At 70.8% G+C, this 21893-nt stretch carries 15 protein-coding genes; 10 read left to right on the top strand and 5 right to left on the bottom strand.

Annotated features, from left to right (window positions below):
• The 5 genes from mtrB to AMK18_RS19510 all read left to right on the top strand — a co-directional run bounded on the left by mtrB (window position 1) and on the right by AMK18_RS19510 (window position 6670).
• A complete protein-coding gene (gene mtrB, locus AMK18_RS19530; RefSeq protein ID WP_198957036.1) occupies window positions 1-2049 on the top strand; it encodes an MtrAB system histidine kinase MtrB in 2049 nt (682 codons plus the stop codon).
• A complete protein-coding gene (locus tag AMK18_RS19525; RefSeq protein WP_073863719.1) occupies window positions 2042-3904 on the top strand; it encodes an LpqB family beta-propeller domain-containing protein in 1863 nt (620 codons plus the stop codon). The genes mtrB and AMK18_RS19525 overlap by 8 nt, the downstream gene beginning before the upstream one ends.
• Window positions 3905-3970: 66 nt before the next feature.
• Window positions 3971-4717, top strand: coding sequence for a ComF family protein (locus AMK18_RS19520; RefSeq protein ID WP_073863718.1), 747 nt, complete (start codon window positions 3971-3973; stop codon window positions 4715-4717).
• Window positions 4718-5039: 322 nt separating this feature from the next.
• Window positions 5040-5729 (top strand): ribosome hibernation-promoting factor, HPF/YfiA family, encoded by a 690-nt coding sequence (gene hpf, locus AMK18_RS19515; RefSeq protein ID WP_018100824.1) that lies wholly within the window; start codon window positions 5040-5042, stop codon window positions 5727-5729.
• Window positions 5730-5914: 185 nt separating this feature from the next.
• Window positions 5915-6670, top strand: a complete 756-nt coding sequence (locus AMK18_RS19510) for a response regulator (protein ID WP_018100823.1) — start codon at window positions 5915-5917, stop codon at window positions 6668-6670.
• A 31-nt stretch (window positions 6671-6701) separates the two neighbouring features.
• Here AMK18_RS19510 and AMK18_RS19505 read toward each other — a convergent pair whose 3' ends face one another.
• On the bottom strand, window positions 6702-7877 hold the full coding sequence (locus tag AMK18_RS19505) for a winged helix-turn-helix domain-containing protein (RefSeq protein ID WP_073863717.1): 1176 nt from the start codon (window positions 7875-7877) through the stop codon (window positions 6702-6704).
• Window positions 7878-7887: 10 nt separating this feature from the next.
• The gene (locus AMK18_RS19500; RefSeq protein ID WP_073863716.1) at window positions 7888-8478 is read right to left on the bottom strand and encodes a GNAT family N-acetyltransferase; all 591 of its coding nucleotides are present in this window, start codon (window positions 8476-8478) and stop codon (window positions 7888-7890) included.
• A gap of 250 nt (window positions 8479-8728) precedes the next feature.
• Here AMK18_RS19500 and secA point away from each other — a divergent pair, with 250 nt between their 5' ends.
• The gene (gene secA / locus AMK18_RS19495; RefSeq protein ID WP_018100820.1) at window positions 8729-11548 is read left to right on the top strand and encodes a preprotein translocase subunit SecA; all 2820 of its coding nucleotides are present in this window, start codon (window positions 8729-8731) and stop codon (window positions 11546-11548) included.
• A 398-nt stretch (window positions 11549-11946) separates the two neighbouring features.
• Here secA and AMK18_RS19485 read toward each other — a convergent pair whose 3' ends face one another.
• Window positions 11947-12366 carry an Rv3235 family protein gene (locus AMK18_RS19485; protein WP_018100819.1) on the bottom strand — a complete coding sequence of 140 codons (420 nt, stop codon included), beginning with the start codon at window positions 12364-12366 and terminating at the stop codon, window positions 11947-11949.
• Between the two features lie 283 nt (window positions 12367-12649).
• On the opposite strand from AMK18_RS19485, the gene AMK18_RS19480 reads away from it, so the two are divergent.
• From AMK18_RS19480 to AMK18_RS19470, 3 genes are all read left to right on the top strand, one after another.
• On the top strand, window positions 12650-13156 hold the full coding sequence (locus AMK18_RS19480) for a DUF6912 family protein (protein WP_073863714.1): 507 nt from the start codon (window positions 12650-12652) through the stop codon (window positions 13154-13156).
• Window positions 13157-13195: 39 nt separating this feature from the next.
• On the top strand, window positions 13196-13873 hold the full coding sequence (locus tag AMK18_RS19475) for an HAD family hydrolase (RefSeq protein ID WP_018100817.1): 678 nt from the start codon (window positions 13196-13198) through the stop codon (window positions 13871-13873).
• A 358-nt stretch (window positions 13874-14231) separates the two neighbouring features.
• Window positions 14232-19235 (top strand): NAD-glutamate dehydrogenase, encoded by a 5004-nt coding sequence (locus AMK18_RS19470; RefSeq protein ID WP_073863713.1) that lies wholly within the window; start codon window positions 14232-14234, stop codon window positions 19233-19235.
• A 163-nt stretch (window positions 19236-19398) separates the two neighbouring features.
• On the opposite strand, the gene AMK18_RS19465 is transcribed toward AMK18_RS19470, so the two are convergent.
• Both AMK18_RS19465 and AMK18_RS19460 read right to left on the bottom strand, forming a co-directional pair.
• Window positions 19399-20169, bottom strand: a complete 771-nt coding sequence (locus AMK18_RS19465; protein ID WP_073863712.1) for an ABC transporter ATP-binding protein — start codon at window positions 20167-20169, stop codon at window positions 19399-19401.
• The gene (locus AMK18_RS19460; RefSeq protein ID WP_073863711.1) at window positions 20162-21100 is read right to left on the bottom strand and encodes an ABC transporter permease; all 939 of its coding nucleotides are present in this window, start codon (window positions 21098-21100) and stop codon (window positions 20162-20164) included. Before AMK18_RS19460 ends, AMK18_RS19465 begins: the two co-directional genes overlap by 8 nt.
• Window positions 21101-21257: 157 nt before the next feature.
• Between AMK18_RS19460 and AMK18_RS19455 the strand changes: the two genes are divergently transcribed.
• Window positions 21258-21881 carry a TetR/AcrR family transcriptional regulator gene (locus AMK18_RS19455; RefSeq protein WP_020207258.1) on the top strand — a complete coding sequence of 208 codons (624 nt, stop codon included), beginning with the start codon at window positions 21258-21260 and terminating at the stop codon, window positions 21879-21881.
• Window positions 21882-21893 lie beyond the last annotated feature (12 nt).

Below are 21893 nucleotides of genomic sequence, written 5' to 3'. Positions count from 1 at the left end.
ATGTCCCTGGGTAGCACTGCTCCGAAGCCCGGGGAGCCGGGAGTCCGTGCGGAGCGGGCTGCCGGTTCAGGGCACACCTCGTCCCCCGTCGAGCGCTTCCTGCAGGGCGGCCGGTTGTTCCAGGACCGGGCGCCCGGCGGGCCGCTGCCGCGGTTGCTGATGCGCTGGGTGCGGCGTCCGCTGCTGCCCGCCGTGCGGCTGTGGCGGCGCAACCTCCAGTTGCGGGTCGTCGCGGGCACGCTGCTGATGTCGCTCGGAGTGGTGCTGCTGCTCGGCCTCGTCGTGATCGGGCAGGTGCGCAACGGCCTGCTCGACGCGAAGGGCAAGGCGGCCCAGACACAGGCCGCGGGCGGGTTCGCGGCCGCCCAGGAGAAGGCCAACGCGCCGCTCACCCCCGTCGCCGGCCAGGGCGACGACGGGGCGGACGGTACGACCGAGAACAACTCCTGGCGCACCGAGCTGGTCGACCAGCTCGCCAGTGGCGGCAAGAACGCCTTCAACGTGGTGGCGCTCAGTGCCGACGAGGGGGCGCGCGCGCCCCGTGGTTCGGGGAACGTCAAGGCGGCGAGCGTTCCGCAGAGCCTGCGGGACGCGGTGAACAAGGGCCCCGGCGCCTTCCAGACGTATGTGCTGATCCAGTACGAGGACGGGCAGGAGTCCCAGCCCGGTCTCATCGTCGGCAAGCGCCTCTACGACATCGACCGCGACCCGTACCAGCTGTACTACGTCTTCCCGCTCACGCAGGAGGAGAAGTCCCTGACCCTGGTCAAGGGCACGCTGGCGACCGCCGGCCTGTTCGTGGTGGTGCTGCTGGGCGCCATCGCCTGGTTCGTGGTGCGCCAGGTCGTCACCCCCGTACGCATGGCCGCGGGCATCGCCGAACGGCTCTCCGCCGGGCGGCTCCAGGAACGGATGAAGGTCACCGGCGAGGACGACATTGCCCGGCTCGGCGAGGCCTTCAACAAGATGGCGCAGAGCCTCCAGCTGAAGATCCAGCAGTTGGAGGAGCTGTCCCGGATGCAGCGGCGGTTCGTCTCGGACGTCTCGCACGAGCTGCGTACGCCGCTGACGACGGTACGGATGGCCGCCGACGTCATCCACGAGGCGCGGGTCGACTTCGACCCCATCACGGCCCGGTCCGCCGAGCTGCTGGGCGATCAGCTCGACCGCTTCGAGTCGCTGCTCTCGGACCTGCTCGAGATCAGCCGCTTCGACGCCGGCGCCGCCGCGCTGGAAGCGGAGCCGATAGACCTGCGACAGGTGGTGCGCCGGGTGATCGGCGGCGCCGAGCCGCTCGCCGAGCGCAAGGGCACCCGGATCCGGGTCGTCGGCGACGAGCAGCCGGTGATCGCCGAGGCCGACGCGCGGCGCGTCGAGCGCGTCCTGCGCAACCTCGTCGTCAACGCCGTCGAGCACGGGGAGGGGCGCGACGTGGTCGTGCGCCTGGGCGCGGCCGGCGGAGCGGTCGCCGTCGCCGTCCGGGACTACGGAGTGGGGCTGAAGCCCGGCGAGGCGACCCGGGTCTTCAACCGCTTCTGGCGGGCCGACCCGGCCCGGGCCCGGACCACCGGCGGCACCGGTCTCGGCCTCTCCATCGCGGTGGAGGACGCCCGGCTGCACGGCGGCTGGCTCCAGGCGTGGGGCGAGCCCGGCGGCGGTTCGCAGTTCCGGCTGACGCTGCCGCGTACGGCGGACGAGCCGCTGCGGGGCTCGCCGATACCGCTGGAGCCGGAGGACTCGCGGCGCAACCGGGAGAGCCGGGAGCGGGCCGAGGACGCCTCCGCCACGGGAACCTCCGGTACGAACACCGGCCCGGGCGGCGGGCACCGGCTGCTGGCCGTGCCCTCGCAGCACGCCGGTACGGGCCGTGCCCCGCTGCCCGGCCGGGCGGCCGTGCCGGCCAGGACCGCGCCCGCGTCGGTGCACCCGGCTGCCCTGCCGGGCAACGGGGCACGGGTGGTGCCGCGTCCCTCGGAGGAGCGGCAGACCGGTCACAACGACTCTCCGGGGCGCGAACCGGGGCGGGAGGACACGATCCGTGATGACTGACCGCCGTCAGGGCGGCCGTGGGCGCGTGGTGGGGGTGACCGTGCTGGTCGGGTGCGGTGCGCTCGTGCTGTCGGCCTGCGGCTCGATGCCCGTGTCCGGGGACATCAAGGCCGTCGACGCCTCGCAGCCCGGCGACTCCCAGGTGCAGGTGTACGCGGTCGCCCCACGCGACGGCGCCACCCCGAATGAGGTGGTGGACGGCTTCCTGGAGTCGATGACCAGCGACGACTCCGACTTCCGGACGACGCGCAAGTACCTCACCAAGGAGGCGTCGCGCCGGTGGAAGCCGAGCGCGGAGACCACCGTGCTGGCCAAGGCGCCGAACCGGAGCGACCGTCCGGTCCACGACCACGACCGCTCCACGACCGAGGTCACCTACACCCTGACCGGGGAGCAGGTGGCGACGGTCGACGAGCAGAACGCGTACCAGCCGCTCGTCCCCACGGACTACTCCCGCACGCTCCACCTGGTGCGGGAGAAGACGCCGGAGGGCAAGGAATGGCGCATCGACTCCGTGCCGGACGGCCTGGTGCTCGGCCAGTCCGACTTCAAGCGGCTGTACCGCTCGGTCAATAAGTACTACTTCGCGACCGGGGGGTCCGACGCGGACGCCCCGCTCGTCGCCGACCCCGTCTACCTCCGCAACCGGACCGACCCGGCGACCGGTATGGACACGGTGACGCAGGCGGTCCGCAGTCTTCTGCGGGGCCCGACCGACTGGCTGCGGCCCGTCGTCGCCTCGCGCTTCCCCAAGGGGACGGGCCTCGGGAAGAGCGTCGTCTCCCTGACGCCCGACGACCGCAACGTTCTGAAGGTCCCGCTCAACAAGAACGCGGACGGGGCCGGGCAGCGGGACTGCCGGATGATGGCCTCGCAGGTCCTCTTCACCCTCCGGGACCTGACCTCCGCACGGGTGGAGCAGGTGGAGCTGCAGCGTTCCGACGGTTCGCCGCTGTGCGTGCTCGACGCGGACCAGGCCGAGGCGTACGCCCCCGACGGCTCCTCGGGCGGACCCGACAGCCAGTACTTCGTGGATGCCAAGGGCCGGGTGGAGCGCATCCCGGGCAGCACCAGGGGCAGCGGTGAGCCGGAGCCGGTGGCCGGTCCGTTCGGCGACGGCGCGCTGAAGGTGAGCGCGGTCGGCGTGGCCCGGGACGAGCAGTCGGCCGCGGCGCTCTCCCAGCACAACGAGTCGCTCTACGTGACCTCCATCGCCGCGGACGGCGAGCTCCCCGTACCGGCCCTGACGAGCAAGGCGGCCGACCCCGCGGACCGGCTGACGGCGCCCAGCTGGGACGGCCGGGGCGACCTCTGGGTCGCCGACCGCGACCCGGCGGACTCCAGGCTGCTGAGGCTGCCCCACGGCACGGGCAAGCCGCAGGAAGTGACCGTGCCGAGCCTGGGCGGCAGCCGGATCGCCGGGCTGCGGCTCTCCTCGGACGGGGTGCGCATAGCGCTGCTGCTGACGAAGGACGGCCACACGACGCTGAAGATCGGCAGGATCGAGCGGCTCGGCCCGCAGGAGGACGACCAGGTCTCCGTGGTCGACCTGCGTCAGGCGGCCCCGCAGCTCGCGGACGTGACGGCGGTGTCCTGGTCAGGCCGCAGCCGCCTCGTGGTCGTCGGCAAGGAACAGGGCGGCGTACAGCAGGTCCGCTACGTGCAGGCGGACGGCTCGACGCCCTCCTCGGGCGTCCTGCCCGGGGTGAACCAGGTGCTGGCCATCGCCGCCGCCGACGACGAGCAGCTGCCGCTGATGGCGGACACCTTCGGCGACGGGATAGTGAAGCTGCTCCCCGGCGACAACTGGCAGACGGTCCTCAAGGAGGGCTCGGCGCTGGTCTACCCGGGCTGACACCGCCGCCCTCCCGGGTTTTCCACAGGGGTGGCCCGCCGGCTCCGGGAGGCGCACAGTTGAGGTGTGCGGGGGTGGTGGCGCGAGATCAGCGGGCTCGTCCTTCCGGTGGCCTGCGGTGGCTGCGGCAGGGCGCGGACGGAGCTGTGCGAGGTGTGCGTCGCGCGGCTGTACGGCGGAGCGCCGCGCCGGGTGCGGCCCTCGCCGGAGCCGCCCGGGCTGCCCGTGGTGCATGCCGCCGCCGGATACGAGGGCGCGGTGCGGGCGGTGCTGCTCGCCCACAAGGAGCGCGGTGTGCTCGCGATGGCGCGCCCGCTCGGCCGGGCGCTGGCGGGTGCGGTACGGGCCGGAGCCGGGCGGGATCCGGACGGGCGGCCGCTGCTGCTCGTACCGGTGCCTTCCGCGCGCCGGGCGGTGGCGGCGCGCGGACATGATCCGGCGCGCCGGATCGCGCTGGCGGCGGCCGTCCAGCTGCGGAGGACGGGCGTTCCGGCGACCGTCGCCGCGGTGCTGCGGCAGCGGCGGGCGGTGGCCGACCAGTCGGGCCTGACCGCGGCGGAGCGCGGGGCCAACCTGGCCGGGGCGCTGGACGTGGCGCCCGGGGGTGGGCGGCTGCTCGCCGCCGGAAGGGTGGTGCTGGTGGACGACCTGCTGACCACGGGAGCCACGCTGGCCGAGGCGGCCCGGGCGATCGGTGCGGCCTGCGGGCGCGCTGGCTTCCGCGTGCGCGACGCGGCCGTGGTCGCGGCGTCCCCTTTGGCCTTCGACGCAGCATGTCCCGCCGGCCGGGAAATAAACCGGAACTGGAACTGAACTTGCATCGTTGCAGGTAGTGAGTGGGTAAAAAGACCTGAACGGAGGTACGTGCGAGTAGCGGGTGCCGACAACCGTCCGAGCAGGCTATGTTCGGTTGTGAGGAATGGTGAATGCCGGCCCTCGACGAATGCACCACCAGGTTTCGGGCAGGCGACCCACCAGTGGTTCGGAAACCGGAAATCCGGTGGGGTGGAAACCCCTCCGGCTGGGGAGGAGGAGGTGGAAGTCACCGAGTCCGCGGTCCCGGCCATCACCGGGACCAGGTGCAAAAGGGAGATGCTCCGCCGCCGAGCGGAGCGATCCGGGAACGGAGTTCTGCGTGGACATCGTCGTCAAGGGCCGCAAGACCGAGGTGCCCGAGCGGTTCCGCAAGCACGTGGCCGAGAAGCTGAAGCTGGACAAGATCCAGAAGTTCGACGGCAAGGTGATCAGCCTCGACGTGGAGGTGTCCAAGGAGCCGAACCCTCGTCAGGCAGACCGCTCCGACCGGGTGGAGATCACGCTCCGCTCGCGTGGACCGGTCATCAGGGCAGAAGCGGCCGCAGGCGACCCGTACGCAGCGCTGGACCTGGCCACCGGCAAGCTGGAGGCCCGGCTGCGCAAGCAGCACGACAAGCGCTACAGCCGCCGGGGTTCGGGGCGCATTCCCGCTGCCGAGGTCGGAGAGATGGTGCCGGACGCGGCATCCTTCAACGGTGACGGCGAGCTGATTCCCGACGAGACGGCACAGCCCGTACCCACCACCAGGATCGGTTCGCTCGAGGTGCAGGGCGAAGGTCCGCTGGTGATGCGCGAGAAGACGCACGTCGCGGCGCCCATGTCGCTCGACCAGGCCCTCTACGAGATGGAACTGGTCGGACACGACTTCTATCTGTTCGTGGACAACGAGACGAAGGAACCCAGTGTCGTCTACCGGCGACACGCCTACGACTACGGTGTCATCCACCTGAGGACCGACCCGCTGGCCGCCGACGAGGCGGGCGGCGCGGGCGGCGCGCTCGGCGGCTGACGCCACCATCGAGTGGTGCCCCTGGAGCGTCCGTACGCCCCCAGGGGCACCCGTCTGTCGCCAAGTCATCACCGCACTGCCGTCCCGGCATGAAATCATGGCGGCCCAAGCCAATCGGTGCTCTGTGAACTGCCGTTGGCGGACCGTTCGTGAATTTCAGGCCGTGGCCTTCAGGGGGAGGAACGATGGCGGACACCTTCGGGCCCGTGCGCGACGCGAGTGATGCCGACGATCCCGCACGCGACCTCGGCGGTGCGGACCGGGACGGCGGCTACCGCAAGGAGCCGATCCGGGTCCTGGTGGTGGACGACCACGCGCTCTTCCGCAGAGGGCTGGAGATCGTCCTCGCGCACGAGGAGGACATCGAGGTCGTCGGCGAGGCCGGGGACGGCGCCGAGGCGGTCGACAAGGCGGCCGACCTGCTCCCGGACATCGTGCTGATGGATGTGCGGATGCCCCGGCGCGGTGGAATCGAGGCCTGCACGTCGATCAAGGAAGTGGCCCCCAGCGCGAAGATCATCATGCTGACGATCAGCGACGAGGAAGCCGATCTCTACGAGGCGATCAAGGCCGGCGCCACGGGATATCTCCTCAAGGAGATCTCCACGGACGAGGTGTCCACCGCGATTCGCGCGGTCGCCGACGGGCAGTCGCAGATCAGCCCGTCCATGGCGTCGAAACTGCTCACCGAGTTCAAGTCGATGATCCAGCGCACCGATGAACGCCGGCTGGTACCGGCGCCCCGGCTGACCGAACGGGAACTGGAAGTCCTCAAACTGGTCGCGACCGGCATGAACAATCGCGATATCGCGAAGCAACTGTTCATTTCCGAGAACACCGTGAAGAACCATGTCCGCAACATTCTGGAGAAGCTCCAGCTCCACTCCCGGATGGAAGCGGTCGTCTACGCGATGCGGGAGAAGATCCTGGAGATCCGGTGAACCGGCGCGACGGCCGGTGCACCGGGCGCGGTCAGGCCAGCAGCCGGGCGATCTCCGCCGCGAGCGGCCCGCGCAGCTCCGAAGCCTCCACCCGCTCCAGCCGGACGTCCGTGCAGCCGACCCAGGAAGCCGCCTCCACCAGGGCCTGAGCCATCGGTGCCACGGCCTTCGCGCCCGCCAGGGACACCTGCCGGGCGATCAGCGTGGTCCCCTCGCGGGCCGGGTCGACCCGGCCCTGAAGCTTCCCGCCCGCCAGCAGCGGCATCGCGAAGTAGCCGTGGATCCGCTTCTGCTTGGGCACGTACGCCTCGAGGCGGTGGGTGAAGCCGAAGATCCGCTCGGTCCGCGCCCGCTCCCAGACCAGTGAGTCGAACGGCGACAGCAGCGTCGTCCGGTGCCGGCCCCGGGGCTCGGAGGCCAGCGCCGCCGGGTCCGCCCAGGCCGGCTTCGACCAGCCCTCCACAGTCACCGGCACCAGCCCAGAGTCCGCCACCACGGCGTCGAACTGCTCGCCCTTGAGGCGGTGGTAGTCGGCGATGTCCGCCCGGGTGCCCACGCCCAGCGACTGCCCGGCGAGCGCGACGAGGCGGCGCAGGCACTCCGCGTCGTCCAGGTCGTCGTGGAACACGGTGTCGGGCAGGGCGCGCTCCGCGAGGTCGTAGACCCGCTTCCAGCCGCGCCGCTCGGTGCACACCACCTCGCCGTACATCAGGGCCCGCTCGACGGCGACCTTCGAGGCGGACCAGTCCCACCACTCCCCGCCGTTCTTCGCGCCGCCCAGCTCCGTCGCCGTCAGCGGGCCCTCGGCGGTCAACTGCTTGATGACGGTGTCGTACGCGCCGTCCGGCAGGTCGTGGGACCACTGCGGCCGGGCGCGGTAGGCGCGGCGGCGGAACGCGAAGTGTGGCCACTCCTCGACGGGCAGGATGCACGCCGCGTGCGACCAGTACTCGAAGGCGCGGCCGCCCGACCAGTACGCCTCCTCGACCGTGCGCCGCCCGATCGCGCCCAGGCGCGCGTACGGGATCAGCTCGTGCGAGCGGGCCAGCACCGAGATCGTGTCCAGCTGTACGGCGCCGAGGTGGCGCAGCACCCCGCGCGCGCCCGACCGGCGGTCCGGTGCGCCCAGGAAGCCCTGGGCCCGCAGGGCAATTCTGCGGGCCTGGTCGGCGGAGAGTTCGACTGCGGGTGGCTGCACAGACGTCATGCTCCGCACTCTAGGGGGCGGCACTGACACCGCCCGCCGGAACGTACGGGGCGGTGCCCGGCAGACCCAGGTCCGCGGGGAGCAGCGCGCCCACCCACGTATCGCGGCGTACGCCCTTGTTGAGCAGGCCCGAGCGCTGCTCGCCCTCCATGCGGAAGCCAGCGCGCAGCGCGACGGCTCGCGACGGGGCGTTGCCGATCTCCGCACGCCACTCCAGCCGGTCGCAGCCCAGCGCGGTGAAGGCCCAGCGGGCGGCGCACAGGACGGCCTCGGTCATGTAGCCGCGGCCGCGCCGCTCCTTCGCGGTCCAGAAACCGATCTCGTACGTGCCCGAGAGGGTGCGGCGGTTGACGCCGAGCGCGCCCGCCAGGGCACCGTCCTCACGGGTCCGCACGGCGAAGTTGTACATGGAGCCGTCCCGCCAGCCCTCGGGGCACATCCGCTCGGTGAAGAACTCCGCGTCGGAACGGGCGTACGGCGAGGGGACGACCGTCCAGCGCTGGATCTCCGGGTCCTGGCACTCCTCGTACACCGCGTCGGTGTCGTCGGGGGTGAAGGGGCGCAGCAGCAGGCGGTCGGTGGTGAGGGTGATCGGTTCCAAGGGTTCCATGAAGGGATTCTGGTGAGGTGCCGGTGAGGGCGCGAGTACTTTTCGTGATTCCCCGGCACCTTCGGTGCCCTTCGTCCGTTGACTCTGAAGGGCACCGCGGGGAGAACGCGGTGGCAGCCCTCCCGGCGCGGCGGGGTCCTCGCTTACGATGACCGTTGCGGTGGGGCCCACCTGCCGTGCCCGTGCCAGCGTCCATCACACGACCCGTGCCCAGGCCCGACCGGCAAGGAGACCAGCCTCAGTGTCCGTCTTCAACAAGCTCATGCGTGCAGGCGAAGGCAAGATCCTGCGCAAACTGCACCGCATCGCGGACCAGGTCAGCTCCATCGAAGAGGACTTCGTCAACCTCTCCGACGCCGAGCTGCGGGCGCTCACCGACGAGTACAAGGAACGGTACGCGGACGGCGAGAGCCTGGACGACCTGCTTCCCGAGGCGTTCGCCACCGTCCGCGAGGCGGCCAAGCGCGTCCTCGGCCAGCGCCACTACGACGTCCAGATCATGGGCGGCGCCGCGCTGCACCTCGGCTACGTGGCCGAGATGAAGACCGGTGAGGGCAAGACCCTCGTCGGCACGCTGCCCGCGTATCTGAACGCCCTGTCCGGCGACGGCGTCCACCTGATCACGGTGAACGACTACCTGGCCTCGCGTGACTCCGAGATGATGGGCCGGGTCCACAAGTTCCTCGGCCTCGACGTCGGCTGCATCATCGCGAACATGACTCCGGCCCAGCGCCGCGAGCAGTACGCCTGCGACATCACGTACGGCACGAACAACGAGTTCGGGTTCGACTACCTCCGCGACAACATGGCGTGGTCGAAGGAGGAGCTGGTCCAGCGCGGCCACAACTTCGCGATCGTGGACGAGGTCGACTCGATCCTCGTCGACGAGGCCCGTACGCCGCTGATCATCTCCGGTCCCGCCGACCAGGCCACCAAGTGGTACGGCGACTTCGCCAAGCTGGTCACGCGCCTCACCAAGGGCGAGGCGGGCAACCCGCTCAAGGGCATCGAGGAGACCGGCGACTACGAGGTCGACGAGAAGAAGCGGACCGTGGCGATCCACGAGTCCGGTGTCTCCAAGGTCGAGGACTGGCTCGGCATCGAGAACCTGTACGAGTCGGTGAACACCCCCCTCGTCGGGTACCTCAACAACGCCATCAAGGCCAAGGAACTCTTCAAGAAGGACAAGGACTACGTCGTCATCGACGGCGAAGTCATGATCGTTGACGAGCACACCGGCCGTATCCTCGCCGGCCGCCGCTACAACGAGGGCATGCACCAGGCGATCGAGGCGAAGGAAGGGGTGGACATCAAGGACGAGAACCAGACGCTCGCCACGATCACCCTGCAGAACTTCTTCCGCCTCTACAACAAGCTCTCCGGCATGACCGGTACGGCGATGACCGAGGCCGCCGAGTTCCACCAGATCTACAAGCTCGGCGTGGTGCCGATCCCGACGAACCGGCCGATGCAGCGCGTCGACCAGTCGGACCTGATCTACCGCACCGAGGTCGCGAAGTTCGCCGCCGTCGTGGACGACATCGCGGAGAAGCACGAGAAGGGGCAGCCGATCCTCGTCGGCACCACCTCCGTCGAGAAGTCGGAGTACCTCTCGCAGCAGCTCTCCAAGCGCGGTGTCCAGCACGAGGTGCTCAACGCCAAGCAGCACGACCGGGAGGCGACGATCGTCGCCCAGGCCGGCCGCAAGGGCGCGGTGACCGTCGCGACGAACATGGCCGGACGAGGCACCGACATCAAGCTCGGTGGCAACCCGGACGACCTCGCCGAGGCGGAGCTGCGGCAGCGCGGGCTCGACCCCGTCGAGCACGTCGAGGAGTGGGCCGCCGCCCTTCCCGCCGCGCTGGAGAAGGCCGAGGAGTCGGTGCGGGCGGAGTTCGAGGAGGTCAAGGACCTCGGCGGGCTCTACGTGCTGGGCACCGAGCGGCACGAGTCGCGCCGAATCGACAACCAGCTGCGCGGTCGTTCCGGCCGTCAGGGCGACCCGGGCGAGTCCCGCTTCTACCTGTCGCTCGGCGACGACCTGATGCGGCTGTTCAAGGCGCAGATGGTCGAGCGCGTCATGTCGATGGCCAACGTGCCCGACGATGTGCCGATCGAGAACAAGATGGTGACGCGGGCCATCGCGTCCGCGCAGTCGCAGGTCGAGCAGCAGAACTTCGAGACGCGTAAGAACGTCCTGAAGTACGACGAGGTGCTCAACCGGCAGCGTGAGGTCATCTACGGCGAGCGGCGCCGGGTCCTGGAGGGCGAGGACCTGCAGGAGCAGATCCGCCACTTCATGGACGACACCATCGACGACTACATCCGCCAGGAGACGGCGGAGGGCTTTGCCGAGGAGTGGGACCTCGACCGGCTGTGGGGCGCGTTCAAGCAGCTCTACCCGGTGAAGGTCACCGTCGCCGAGCTGGAGGAGACCGCCGGGGATCTGGCCGGGGTCACGGCGGAGTTCATCGCCGAGTCGGTCAAGGAAGACATCCACGAGCAGTACGACGAGCGGGAGAAGACGCTCGGCTCCGAGATCATGCGTGAGCTGGAGCGGCGTGTGGTGCTGTCCGTCCTGGACCGCAAGTGGCGTGAGCACCTCTACGAGATGGACTACCTCCAGGAGGGCATCGGCCTGCGGGCCATGGCCCAGAAGGACCCGCTGGTCGAGTACCAGCGCGAGGGCTTCGACATGTTCAACGCCATGATGGAGGGCATCAAGGAGGAGTCCGTCGGCTACCTGTTCAACCTGGAGGTCCAGGTCGAGCAGCAGGTCGAGGAGGTGCCGGTCGAGGACGCGGCGACCTCGCTGTCCAAGGAGGACGCGGTGCCGGCCTCGCGGCCGGAGATCCGGGCGAAGGGGCTGGACGCTCCGCAGCGGCCGGACCGGCTGCACTTCTCCGCTCCCACGGTTGACGGGGAGGGCGGGGTCGTCGAGGGCGACTTCGCGAACGGGGACGGGGCCGGGGTCGGTGCCGGGTCGGAGTCGGACGGGCTTACTCGGGCGGAGCGGCGTAAGGCGCAGAAGTCTTCTGGGGGGCGGCGGCGTAAGAAGTAGCTTGCGCTGACGTTGTGGGTTGGCTGGGCCGGGCACCGGGTGGTGTCCGGCCCAGCCGTGTTTGGGGTGGGGTGGCGGTGCGGGTGGGGTGCGCCTGCGGCGGGCGTGTTCCCCTACCCGCCCCTTCCCGAAACCGGGGCGCTGCCCCGGACCCCGCTCCTCAAGCGCCGGAGGGGCTGGGGGCGGCGGGGGTGGGTTGCGGGGCTCTGCCCCGGGCCCCGCGCCTCAAACGCCGGCGGGGCTGGATGTAGCGGCCCGCACGGGGCCTGTGCGGCTCTGTACGGGCTTTCCTGGGCTTCCTGGTCCGGCTGGGCCCCCCTCGCCCCTTTTGGGGCCCCTGGCCCCTTTGAGGCGCCCCCTCCGCCCCGGCGGGCCCCGTGAGTGCCCGGCTCGTCCGCTCACCGGGTTCGCATCGGTGTGTTGCCCAGTTCCACCGCCGCGCAGCGCCAGCGCAGGTCTGCGCCCTGTTCCAGGCGGAAGGCCATGGCCCGGACCTCCTCGCCCGCGGCGATGCTGGCGCAGGCCTCCACTACGCCGGGGGCCGGCTGGGCGCCTCGGCACATGCGGATGACCGGGCGGGTGCCTCGGGTGCGCAGGGGTGTCGTGGGGGCCAGTTCGGCCAGCTGGTCGTAGGCGTCGCCGATCGTGTGGCCCAGCATCCAGTGGACCGGGCGCTGGCCGCTCAGGACCGCGAGCAGGCGTTCCGCGAACCAGTGGTGGGGGCGCATGCGCCTCGGGACGCGGTGGCGCTGGGCGGGTACGGCTTCGGGCCTGCGGGTGTCCTTGCGGCCTGCGGGCCGGGTCCTGTTCGTGGTCATCTGTCGCCCCCGTGCTCCAGAGGCCCGGTTTTACCGAGCGGTAACTTCTGTTGGTGATCTTCTACGGGGGAGTCGGATTTGTCGCAAGTGTTGGGGAGGGGAGGCGGGGTGCGGTGGGATTCACCTGTCCGGGTGGCGGGCGGGCGATGGGGCGAGCGGGGGCCGGGGCGGGCAGGGTGAGTGGGCGGCGTGAGGTGGACGGGGGGCGGGGGATACGCGTAACCCCAAAGGGGGACGTCGCACGTATCCTGAGGGCGTCTCCGACTACGAAAGCGGCCGAGCCATGCGCGTGTACGTACCCCTGACCCTCGCCGGGCTCGCCGCCGCGCACCGGGCCGGTGAGCTGGGGCCCGGTCCGCTCACCGCCTACGCCGTCACCCCGGCGCTGCGCGAGTGGTACGTCTCCGACGACATCGAGGAGCTGGAGTACGCGGCGCTCAACCGGGCCGCCTCCGCCTCGCTGCGCCTGATCGCCGGGGACCCGCAGGCCGCCCGGCGCCGCGTCGTCGTCGCCGTCGACGTGCCGGACGGGGCCGCCGTCGCCGACCCGGACCACATCCTGGACGCCTCCTCGCTCGGCGAGGTCACGATCGCCTCCGCCGTGCCGCTGGCCAAGGCCGCCGCGGTGCACGTCGACTCCGACGACGCGGACCAGGACGTCACGGCCGCCGCGGCCGCGCTCGGGGCGGCGGACCTCGGGGACGACGACGCGCAGTTCACCGTCGACGGCGCCGAGGACCACGAGCTGCTGTGGTTCGGGGTGCAGGAGATCCCCGGCCTGATCGGGTAGGCGAGGGCGTTGTCAGTGGAGGCGAGTACCGTTTCCGGCATGGGGATCGCACCGGGGGAACACCACCGCACGCATCTGGTCTGGGACTGGAACGGCACGCTGCTCGACGACAACACCGCCGTCGTCGGCGCGACCAACGCCGCGTTCGGGGAGGTCGGCCTGGCGCCGATCACCGTGGAGCAGTACCGGGAGATGTACTGCATCCCGATACCCCGGTTCTACGAGCGGCTGATGGGGCGCCTCCCCACCGACGCCGAGTGGGAGCGGATGGACGGGATCTTCCACCGCCACTACACCGAGCAGCGCGACGCCTGCGGGCTCACCGCCGGGGCCGCCGAGCTGCTGGCCGGGTGGCAGCTGACCGGGCGCAGCCAGTCGATCATGAGCATGTACCGGCACGAGGAGCTCGTCCCCGTCGTGCGCGGATTCGGCATCGAGCGGCACTTCGTCCGCGTGGACGGGCGCACCGGTCCGTCCGGCGGCAGCAAGTCGGAGTACATGCGGCGGCACCTCGCGGCCATGGACGGGATATCCCCGCAGCACACGGTCGTCATAGGTGACGCGGTGGACGACGCCGTGGCCGCCGCGCACGCCGGTGCCAAGGCCGTCCTCTACACGGGCGGTTCGCACAGCCGTGCCAGCCTGGAGAAGGCCGGTGTCCCCGTCGTGGACACGTTGACCGAGGCGATCGCCCTCGCCGAGCAGCTGACCCGGTAGCCGGACGAGGGTCTCGGACGACACGTTCGCGCTGTCCAGAGTGTCAAATTTCGTGGGCTTCTTTTGTACACATCCGGATCGTGACGGTCACCGGTGCGGGCGAGATAGCCTGGTGCCGTGATCAGCGCGATATGCCTCGGGGGCAGTGAAGCCCCCGGCCCGCGCCCGGAGCGCCACCGTGCCCGGGCTGCCTCGGCTGATCCCTCCCGCCCGGACCGGCCACTGGAAACGGCCGATACGGTCCCGGCGGTCTCTCATCGCGGCATAGCGTCGACCTCGACCGGAAACCCCGCGTCGTGGCGTTACGCCGACCTTTTCACCTACGTCACGCAACGGCGCGCGACAGGAGCCAGAGGACATGCAGACCAAGCTGGACGAAGCCAAGGCCGAGCTGCTCGCACGGGCCGCCAAGGTAGCTGACAACAGCCCGGGCGGTGGTGTCGGCGGGCCGGACGGTGCCCCCCGGGTGCACGTCGCGTCCGCCGGGGCCGACGGCTCGGGGGCCGGGCAGGAGCACTCCCGCCAGGACGTCCTGCTCTCCTACCTCCAGCGCTACTACCTGCACACCGCCCCCGAGGACATCGTGGGCCGGGACCCGATCGACGTCTTCGGTGCCGCCTCCTCCCACTACCGGCTGGCCGAGGAGCGCCCCCAGGGCAAGGCGAACGTCCGGGTGCACACCCCGACCGTCGAGGAGAACGGCTGGACCTGCAGCCACTCCGTGGTCGAGGTCGTCACCGACGACATGCCGTTCCTGGTCGACTCCGTCACCAACGAGCTCTCCCGCCAGGGCCGCGGCATCCACGTCGTGATCCACCCGCAGGTCGTCGTCCGCCGCGACGTGACCGGCAAGCTGGTCGAGGTCCTGACCGACGGCACCCGCCGGGACGGCGGCAAGGGCCCCAAGGACGCCAAGGCGGGCCTGCCGCACGACGCGCTGGTCGAGTCCTGGATCCACGTCGAGATCGACCGCGAGACCGACCGCGCGGACCTCAAGCAGATCCAGCAGGACCTGCTGCGCGTCCTGTCCGACGTACGGGAGACCGTCGAGGACTGGGAGAAGATGCGGGGCGCGGCGCTCCGGATCGCCGACGACCTGCCCGGCGAGCCGCTGGACGACCTCGCCGACGACGAGATCAACGAGGCCCGGGAGCTGCTGCGCTGGCTCGCCGCCGACCACTTCACCTTCCTCGGCTACCGCGAGTACGAGCTGCGGGACACCGACTCGCTGGCCGCCGTCCCCGGCACCGGACTCGGCATCCTGCGCTCCGACCCGCACCACACCGAGGACGAGGCGCACCCCGTCAGCCCGTCCTTCGACCGGCTGCCCGCCGACGCCCGGGCCAAGGCCCGCGAGCACAAGCTCCTCGTCCTGACCAAGGCCAACAGCCGGGCGACCGTGCACCGCCCCAGCTACCTCGATTACGTCGGCGTGAAGAAGTTCGACGCCGACGGCAACGTCATCGGTGAGCGCCGCTTCCTCGGCCTCTTCTCGTCCGCCGCCTACACCGAGTCCGTGCGCCGGGTCCCCGTCATCCGCCGCAAGGTCGCCGAGGTGCTGGAGGGCGCCGGGTTCACGCCCAACAGCCACGACGGCCGCGACCTGCTCCAGATCCTGGAGACCTACCCCCGCGACGAGCTGTTCCAGACCCCCGTCGACCAGCTGCGCTCCATCGTCACCTCGGTGCTCTACCTCCAGGAGCGGCGCCGGCTGCGCCTCTACCTGCGCCAGGACGAGTACGGCCGCTACTACTCCGCGATCGTCTACCTGCCGCGCGACCGCTACACCACCGGGGTGCGGCTGCGGCTGATCGACATCCTCAAGGAGGAACTGAACGGCACCAGCGTCGACTTCACGGCCTGGAACACCGAATCGATCCTCTCCCGGCTCCACTTCGTCGTCCGCGTCGCGCCCGGCAGCGAGCTGCCCAGCCTCACCGACGCCGAGACCGACCGCATCGAGGCCCGCCTCGTCGAGGCCGCCCGCTCCTGGGCCGACGGCTTCCAGGAGGCGCTGAACGCCGAGTGCGGCGAGGAGCGCGCCGCCGAACTGCTCCGCCAGTACGGGCACTCCTTCCCCGAGGGCTACAAGGCCGACCACTCGGCGCGCGCCGCCGTCGCCGACCTCGTCCACCTCGAAGCGCTCAAGGAGAACGAGCGGGACTTCTCGCTCAGCCTGTACGAGCCGGTCGGCGCCGCCCCCGGCGAGCGCCGCTTCAAGATCTACCGCACCGGTGAGCAGGTCTCGCTCTCCGCGGTGCTGCCCGCCCTCCAGCGGCTCGGCGTCGAGGTCGTGGACGAGCGCCCGTACGAGCTGCGCTGCGCCGACCGTACGCATGCCTGGATCTACGACTTCGGGCTGCGGATGCCGCAGGCCACCGCCAACGGCGGCTACCTGGCCGACGGGGCGCGCGAGCGCTTCCAGGACGCCTTCGCCGCCGTGTGGACCGGCGAGGCGGAGAACGACGGCTTCAACGCGCTGGTGCTGAGCGCGGGGCTCGACTGGCGCCAGGCCATGGTGCTGCGCGCCTACGCGAAGTACCTGCGCCAGGCCGGTTCCACGTTCAGCCAGGACTACATGGAGTCCACCCTCCAGAACAACGTCCACACCACCCGGCTGCTCGTCTCGCTCTTCGAGGCCCGGATGTCGCCGGGCCGCCAGAGCGCGGGCACGGAGCTGACCGACGGGCTCCTCGAAGAGCTCGACGGGGCCCTCGACCAGGTCGCCTCGCTCGATGAGGACCGCATCCTGCGCTCCTTCCTCACCGTCATCAAGGCCACCCTGCGCACCAACTTCTTCCAGCACGCGGACGACGGCGAGCCGCACGCGTACGTCTCGATGAAGTTCGACCCGCAGTCCATCCCGGACCTGCCCGCGCCCCGCCCGGCGTTCGAGATCTGGGTCTACTCGCCGCGCGTCGAGGGCGTCCACCTGCGCTTCGGCAAGGTCGCCCGCGGTGGCCTGCGCTGGTCGGACCGGCGCGAGGACTTCCGTACGGAGATCCTGGGCCTGGTCAAGGCGCAGATGGTGAAGAACACCGTCATCGTGCCGGTCGGCGCTAAGGGCGGCTTCGTCGCCAAGCAGCTGCCCGACCCGTCCGACCGGGACGCCTGGATGGCCGAGGGCATCGCCGCCTACCGCACCTTCATCTCGGCGCTCCTCGACATCACCGACAACATGGTGGCCGGCGAGGTCGTCCCGCCCAAGGACGTCGTCCGGCACGACGAGGACGACACGTACCTGGTCGTCGCCGCCGACAAGGGCACCGCGAAGTTCTCCGACATCGCCAACGAGGTCGCCGTCGCGTACGGCTTCTGGCTCGGGGACGCGTTCGCCTCCGGCGGTTCGGCGGGTTACGACCACAAGGGCATGGGCATCACCGCCCGGGGCGCCTGGGAGTCCGTCAAGCGGCACTTCCGCGAGCTCGGCCACGACACCCAGACCGAGGACTTCACGGTCGTCGGCGTCGGTGACATGTCCGGCGACGTGTTCGGCAACGGCATGCTGCTCTCCGAGCACATCAGGCTCGTCGCCGCGTTCGACCACCGGCACATCTTCATCGACCCGAACCCGGACGCCGCCACCTCCTACGCCGAGCGGCGCCGCCTCTTCGACCTGCCGCGCAGCTCCTGGGCCGACTACGACAAGGACCTGATCTCCGCGGGCGGCGGCGTCCACCCGCGCAGCGCCAAGTCCATCCCGGTCAACGCCCACATCCGCGAGGCGCTGGGCATCGAGGCCGGGGTCACCAAGATGACGCCCGCCGAGCTGATGCAGGCCGTTCTCAAGGCCCCCGTCGACCTCCTGTGGAACGGCGGCATCGGCACGTACATCAAGTCCACCGCCGAGTCGAACGCGGACGTCGGCGACAAGGGCAACGACGCGATCCGCGTCAACGGCGCCGACCTGCGCGCCAAGGTCGTCGGGGAGGGCGGCAACCTCGGCGCCACCCAGCTCGGGCGCATCGAGTTCGCCCGCGACGGCGGCCGGATCAACACCGACGCGATCGACAACAGCGCCGGGGTTGACACCTCCGACCACGAGGTCAACATCAAGATCCTGCTCAACGGGCTGGTGCGGGACGGCGACATGACCGTCAAGCAGCGCAACAAGCTGCTCGCCGAGATGACCGACGAGATCGGGCACCTGGTGCTGCGCAACAACTACGCGCAGAACACGGCCCTGGCCAACTCGGTCGCGCAGGCGCCCTCCCTGCTCCACGCCCAGCAGCGCTTCATGCGGCGGCTCGGGCGCGACGGCTACCTCGACCGGGCGCTGGAATTCCTGCCCAACGACCGGCAGATCCGCGAGCTGCTGAACGCCGGCAAGGGGCTCACGCAGCCCGAGCTGGCCGTGCTGCTCGCCTACACCAAGATCACGGCGGCGCAGGAGCTGATCGGGACCAGCCTGCCGGACGACCCGCACCTCCAGAAGCTGCTGCACGCCTACTTCCCGGAGCAGCTGCGCACGCGCTACCCCGAGGCGGTCGACGGGCACGCCCTGCGGCGCGAGATCATCACCACGGTGCTGGTCAACGACACGGTCAACAGTGGCGGTTCGACCTTCCTGCACCGGCTGCGGGAGGAGACCGGGGCCTCCATCGAGGAGATCGTGCGCGCGCAGTTCGCGGCGCGGGAGATCTTCGGGCTCGGCGAGGTCTGGGACGCGGTGGAAGCCCTCGACAACAAGGTCGCCGCCGATGTCCAGACCCGGATCCGGCTGCACTCGCGGCGGCTGGTCGAGCGCGGTTCGCGCTGGCTGCTGGGCAACCGGCCGCAGCCGCTGGCGATCTCCGAGACGGTCGACTTCTTCCGCGACGGCGTCGAGCAGGTCTGGGCGGCGCTGCCGAAGATGCTGAAGGGCGCCGACCAGGAGTGGTACCAGGGCATCCTGGACGAGCTGACCGAGGCGGGCGTCCCGGACGAGCTGGCGCAGCGCGTCGCGGGCTTCTCCTCCGCCTTCCCCACGCTCGACATCGTGGCGATCGCGGACCGTACGGGCAAGGAGCCGCTGGCCGTCGCGGAGGTGTACTACGACCTCGCGGACCGGCTGGGGATCACGCAGCTGATGGACCGGATCATCGAGCTGCCGCGGGCGGACCGCTGGCAGTCGATGGCGCGGGCGTCGATCCGCGAGGACCTGTACGCGGCGCATGCGGCGCTGACGGCCGATGTGCTGGCCGTGGGCGACGGGGCGTCGTCGCCGCAGGAGCGGTTCGAGGCGTGGGAGGACAAGAACGCGGCGATTCTGGCCCGGTCGCGGTCGACGCTGGAGGAGATCCAGGGGTCGGACGCGTTTGATCTGGCGAATCTGTCGGTGGCCATGCGGACGATGCGGACGTTGCTGCGTACGCACGCCTAGGCTGCGCCGCGGGTGGGTGGCGGCTGCGGGTTCGTGGCCGCCGCCTGCCCTTTGTCCTCAATCGCCGGACGGGCTCAAAAGATGCCCTCAATCGCCGGGCGGGCTTGATTTTGGCCGGGCAGGCTTTATTGAGCCCGCCCGGCGATTGAGGGCATCTTTTTGCTTATCGCTTCTTCGTGAAGCGTTCGTACTCCGCCATGACTTCCTTCGCCGGGCCGTCCATGCGGAGGGTGCCGGACTCCAGCCACAGGGCTCGGTCGCAGGTTTCGGTGATGGACTTGTTGTGGTGGCTCACCAGGAACACCGTGCCGGCCTGTTCGCGCAGTTCGAGGATGCGGGCCTTGCTGCGTTGCTGGAAGCGGGCGTCGCCCGTGGAGAGGGCCTCGTCGATCAGCAGGACATCGTGGTTCTTCGCGGCGGCGATCGAGAAGCGGAGGCGGGCGCCCATGCCGGAGGAGTACGTGCGCATCGGCAGGGTGATGAAGTCGCCCTTCTCGTTGATGCCGGAGAAGTCCACGATCTCGTCGTAGCGCTCCCGGATCTCCGCCCGCGTCATGCCCATCGCGAGGCCGCCCAGCACCACGTTGCGCTCGCCGGTCAGGTCGCCCATCAGCGCGGCGTTGACGCCGAGCAGCGAGGGCTGGCCGTGGGTGTGGACGCGGCCCTTCGAGGCGGGGAGCAGACCCGCGATCGCCTTCAGCAGGGTCGACTTGCCCGAGCCGTTGGAGCCGATCAGCCCGATCGCCTCCCCCTTGTACGCGGCGAAGCTGACGCCCCTGACGGCGTGCACCTCGCGCACCCCCGGGGCCTGCCGGCGCGAGGCGATCCGGCTCAGCGCGGAGGTGGCGCTGCCCCGGCCGGTGCGGGCGCCGTCGACCTTGTACGTGATGTGGACGTCGTCCACGACGACCGTCGGGATCAGGGAATCAGCCACGTCCGTAACTCTCCTCGGCCTTCCAGAAGTAGACGAAGCCGCCCACGCCGCACACCAGGGCCCAGCCGGCCGCGACCGCCCAGACGTGCGGGGGCAGCTGGTTCGCGCCGAAGCTGTCAATGAGCGCGAAGCGCACCAGATCGATGAAGACGGCCGCCGGATTCAGTTCGAGCGCGAGCTTCACCCACTCCGGCACCCGGTCGCCGCTCAGCATCGTGTCCATGCTCCACATCACGCCCGACGCGTACATCCAGGTGCGCAGCACGAACGGGGTGAGCTGGGCGATGTCCGGGGTGCGCGCGGCGAGGCGGGCCATGACCATCGAGAGGCCGGTGTTGAACACGGCCTGGAGGGCCAGCGCGGGCACCGCGAGCAGCCAGGTCGGCTGCGGGTACTGCCCGAAGGCCAGCAGGATCAGGACCAGCGCCCCCAGCGAGAACAGCAGCTGCTGGAGCTGTTGCAGGGCGAGCGCGATCGGCAGCGAGGCGCGCGGGAAGTGCAGCGCCCGTACGAGGCCGATGTTGCCGCTGATCGCCCGCGTGCCGGCGGTGATCGAGGAACTGGTGAAGGTCCAGATGAAGACGCCCGTGACCAGGAACGGCACGAAGTCCGGCACGCCGTGCTTCGTCTTCATCAGGATGCCGAAGATGAAGTAGTAGACCGTCGCGTTGAGCAGCGGGGTCATGAGCTGCCAGACCTGGCCCAGCTTCGCCTGGCTGTACTGGGCGGTCAGCCTGGCCGTGGCGAAGGCCGTGATGAAGTGCCGTCGCCCCCACAGCTGACGTACGTACGCGCGCAGCGACGGCCGCGCGCCGCTCACGGTCAGCCCGTGGCGCTCGGCGAGCGCGGCGAGCTCGCCGGAGCCGTACACGGGCGGGGAGAGGGGCGGCGGGCTGTCCACCGGGGCCGGGGCTGTTGTCTGGCTCACCACGATCGCTTTCGACGGGAGGCGGGCAGGCGGGGGCACGGCGTGCGGGCGGGAAAGACGCGCCCGGCGACGGGACGGGACCGTATCGTCGCAACGCCGAGGGTAGGACGTACTCACGTCGGAACGCAACCGTTTCGTCGTCGCGGACTATGATTCGGCCATGACCACCGACCCCGGAAGCCGCCGCCGAGCCCCGGCGGGAGCCGCCGTCCTGCGTGAGGACGTGACCGACGCCATCCGCAGCGCGGTGTTCGCCGAGCTCGCCGCGGTCGGGTTCGCCCGGATGTCCATCGAGGGCATCGCCCGCCGGGCCGGCGTCGGCAAGACCGCCGTCTACCGGCGCTGGAAGTCCAAGCTGCACCTGGTCCTGGACCTGGTCTCGGCCGTCGCCGCGCAGGGCATGCCCGCCCCCGCCACCGGCTCCCTGTACGGGGACGTGCGCGCGGTCCTGGAACTGGCCGCCTACGCCCTGCGCCACCCGCTGGCCTCCCAGGTCATCCCGGACCTGCTGGTCGAGGCGGCCAGGAACCCGGAGATCTCCGACGCCATCAAGGCCGCCCTGCTCGACCCTCAGCAGGGCGTCGCCGCCGTGGTCGTCCGGGACGCCGTCGCACGCGGCGAGCTGCCGCGGGGCAGTGACCCCGACCGCGCCCTCGACCTGATCGTGGGCCCGCTCTACTGGCGGCTCGCGGTGGTCCGGGGCGAGCTGCCGCCGGGGTATCTGGACGACCTCGCGGCCTCGGCAGTGGCGGCGCTCACACAGGGTGCGGACCCCGCCGGGTGAGGGCTCGCGGGG

Source organism: Streptomyces sp. CB01249, assembly GCF_001905735.1.
In the GTDB taxonomy this organism is placed as follows: Bacteria; Actinomycetota; Actinomycetes; order Streptomycetales; family Streptomycetaceae; genus Streptomyces.
The sequence above is the reverse complement of the archived record's forward strand: the minus strand, read 5'-3'. Positions and strand labels throughout refer to the sequence as shown.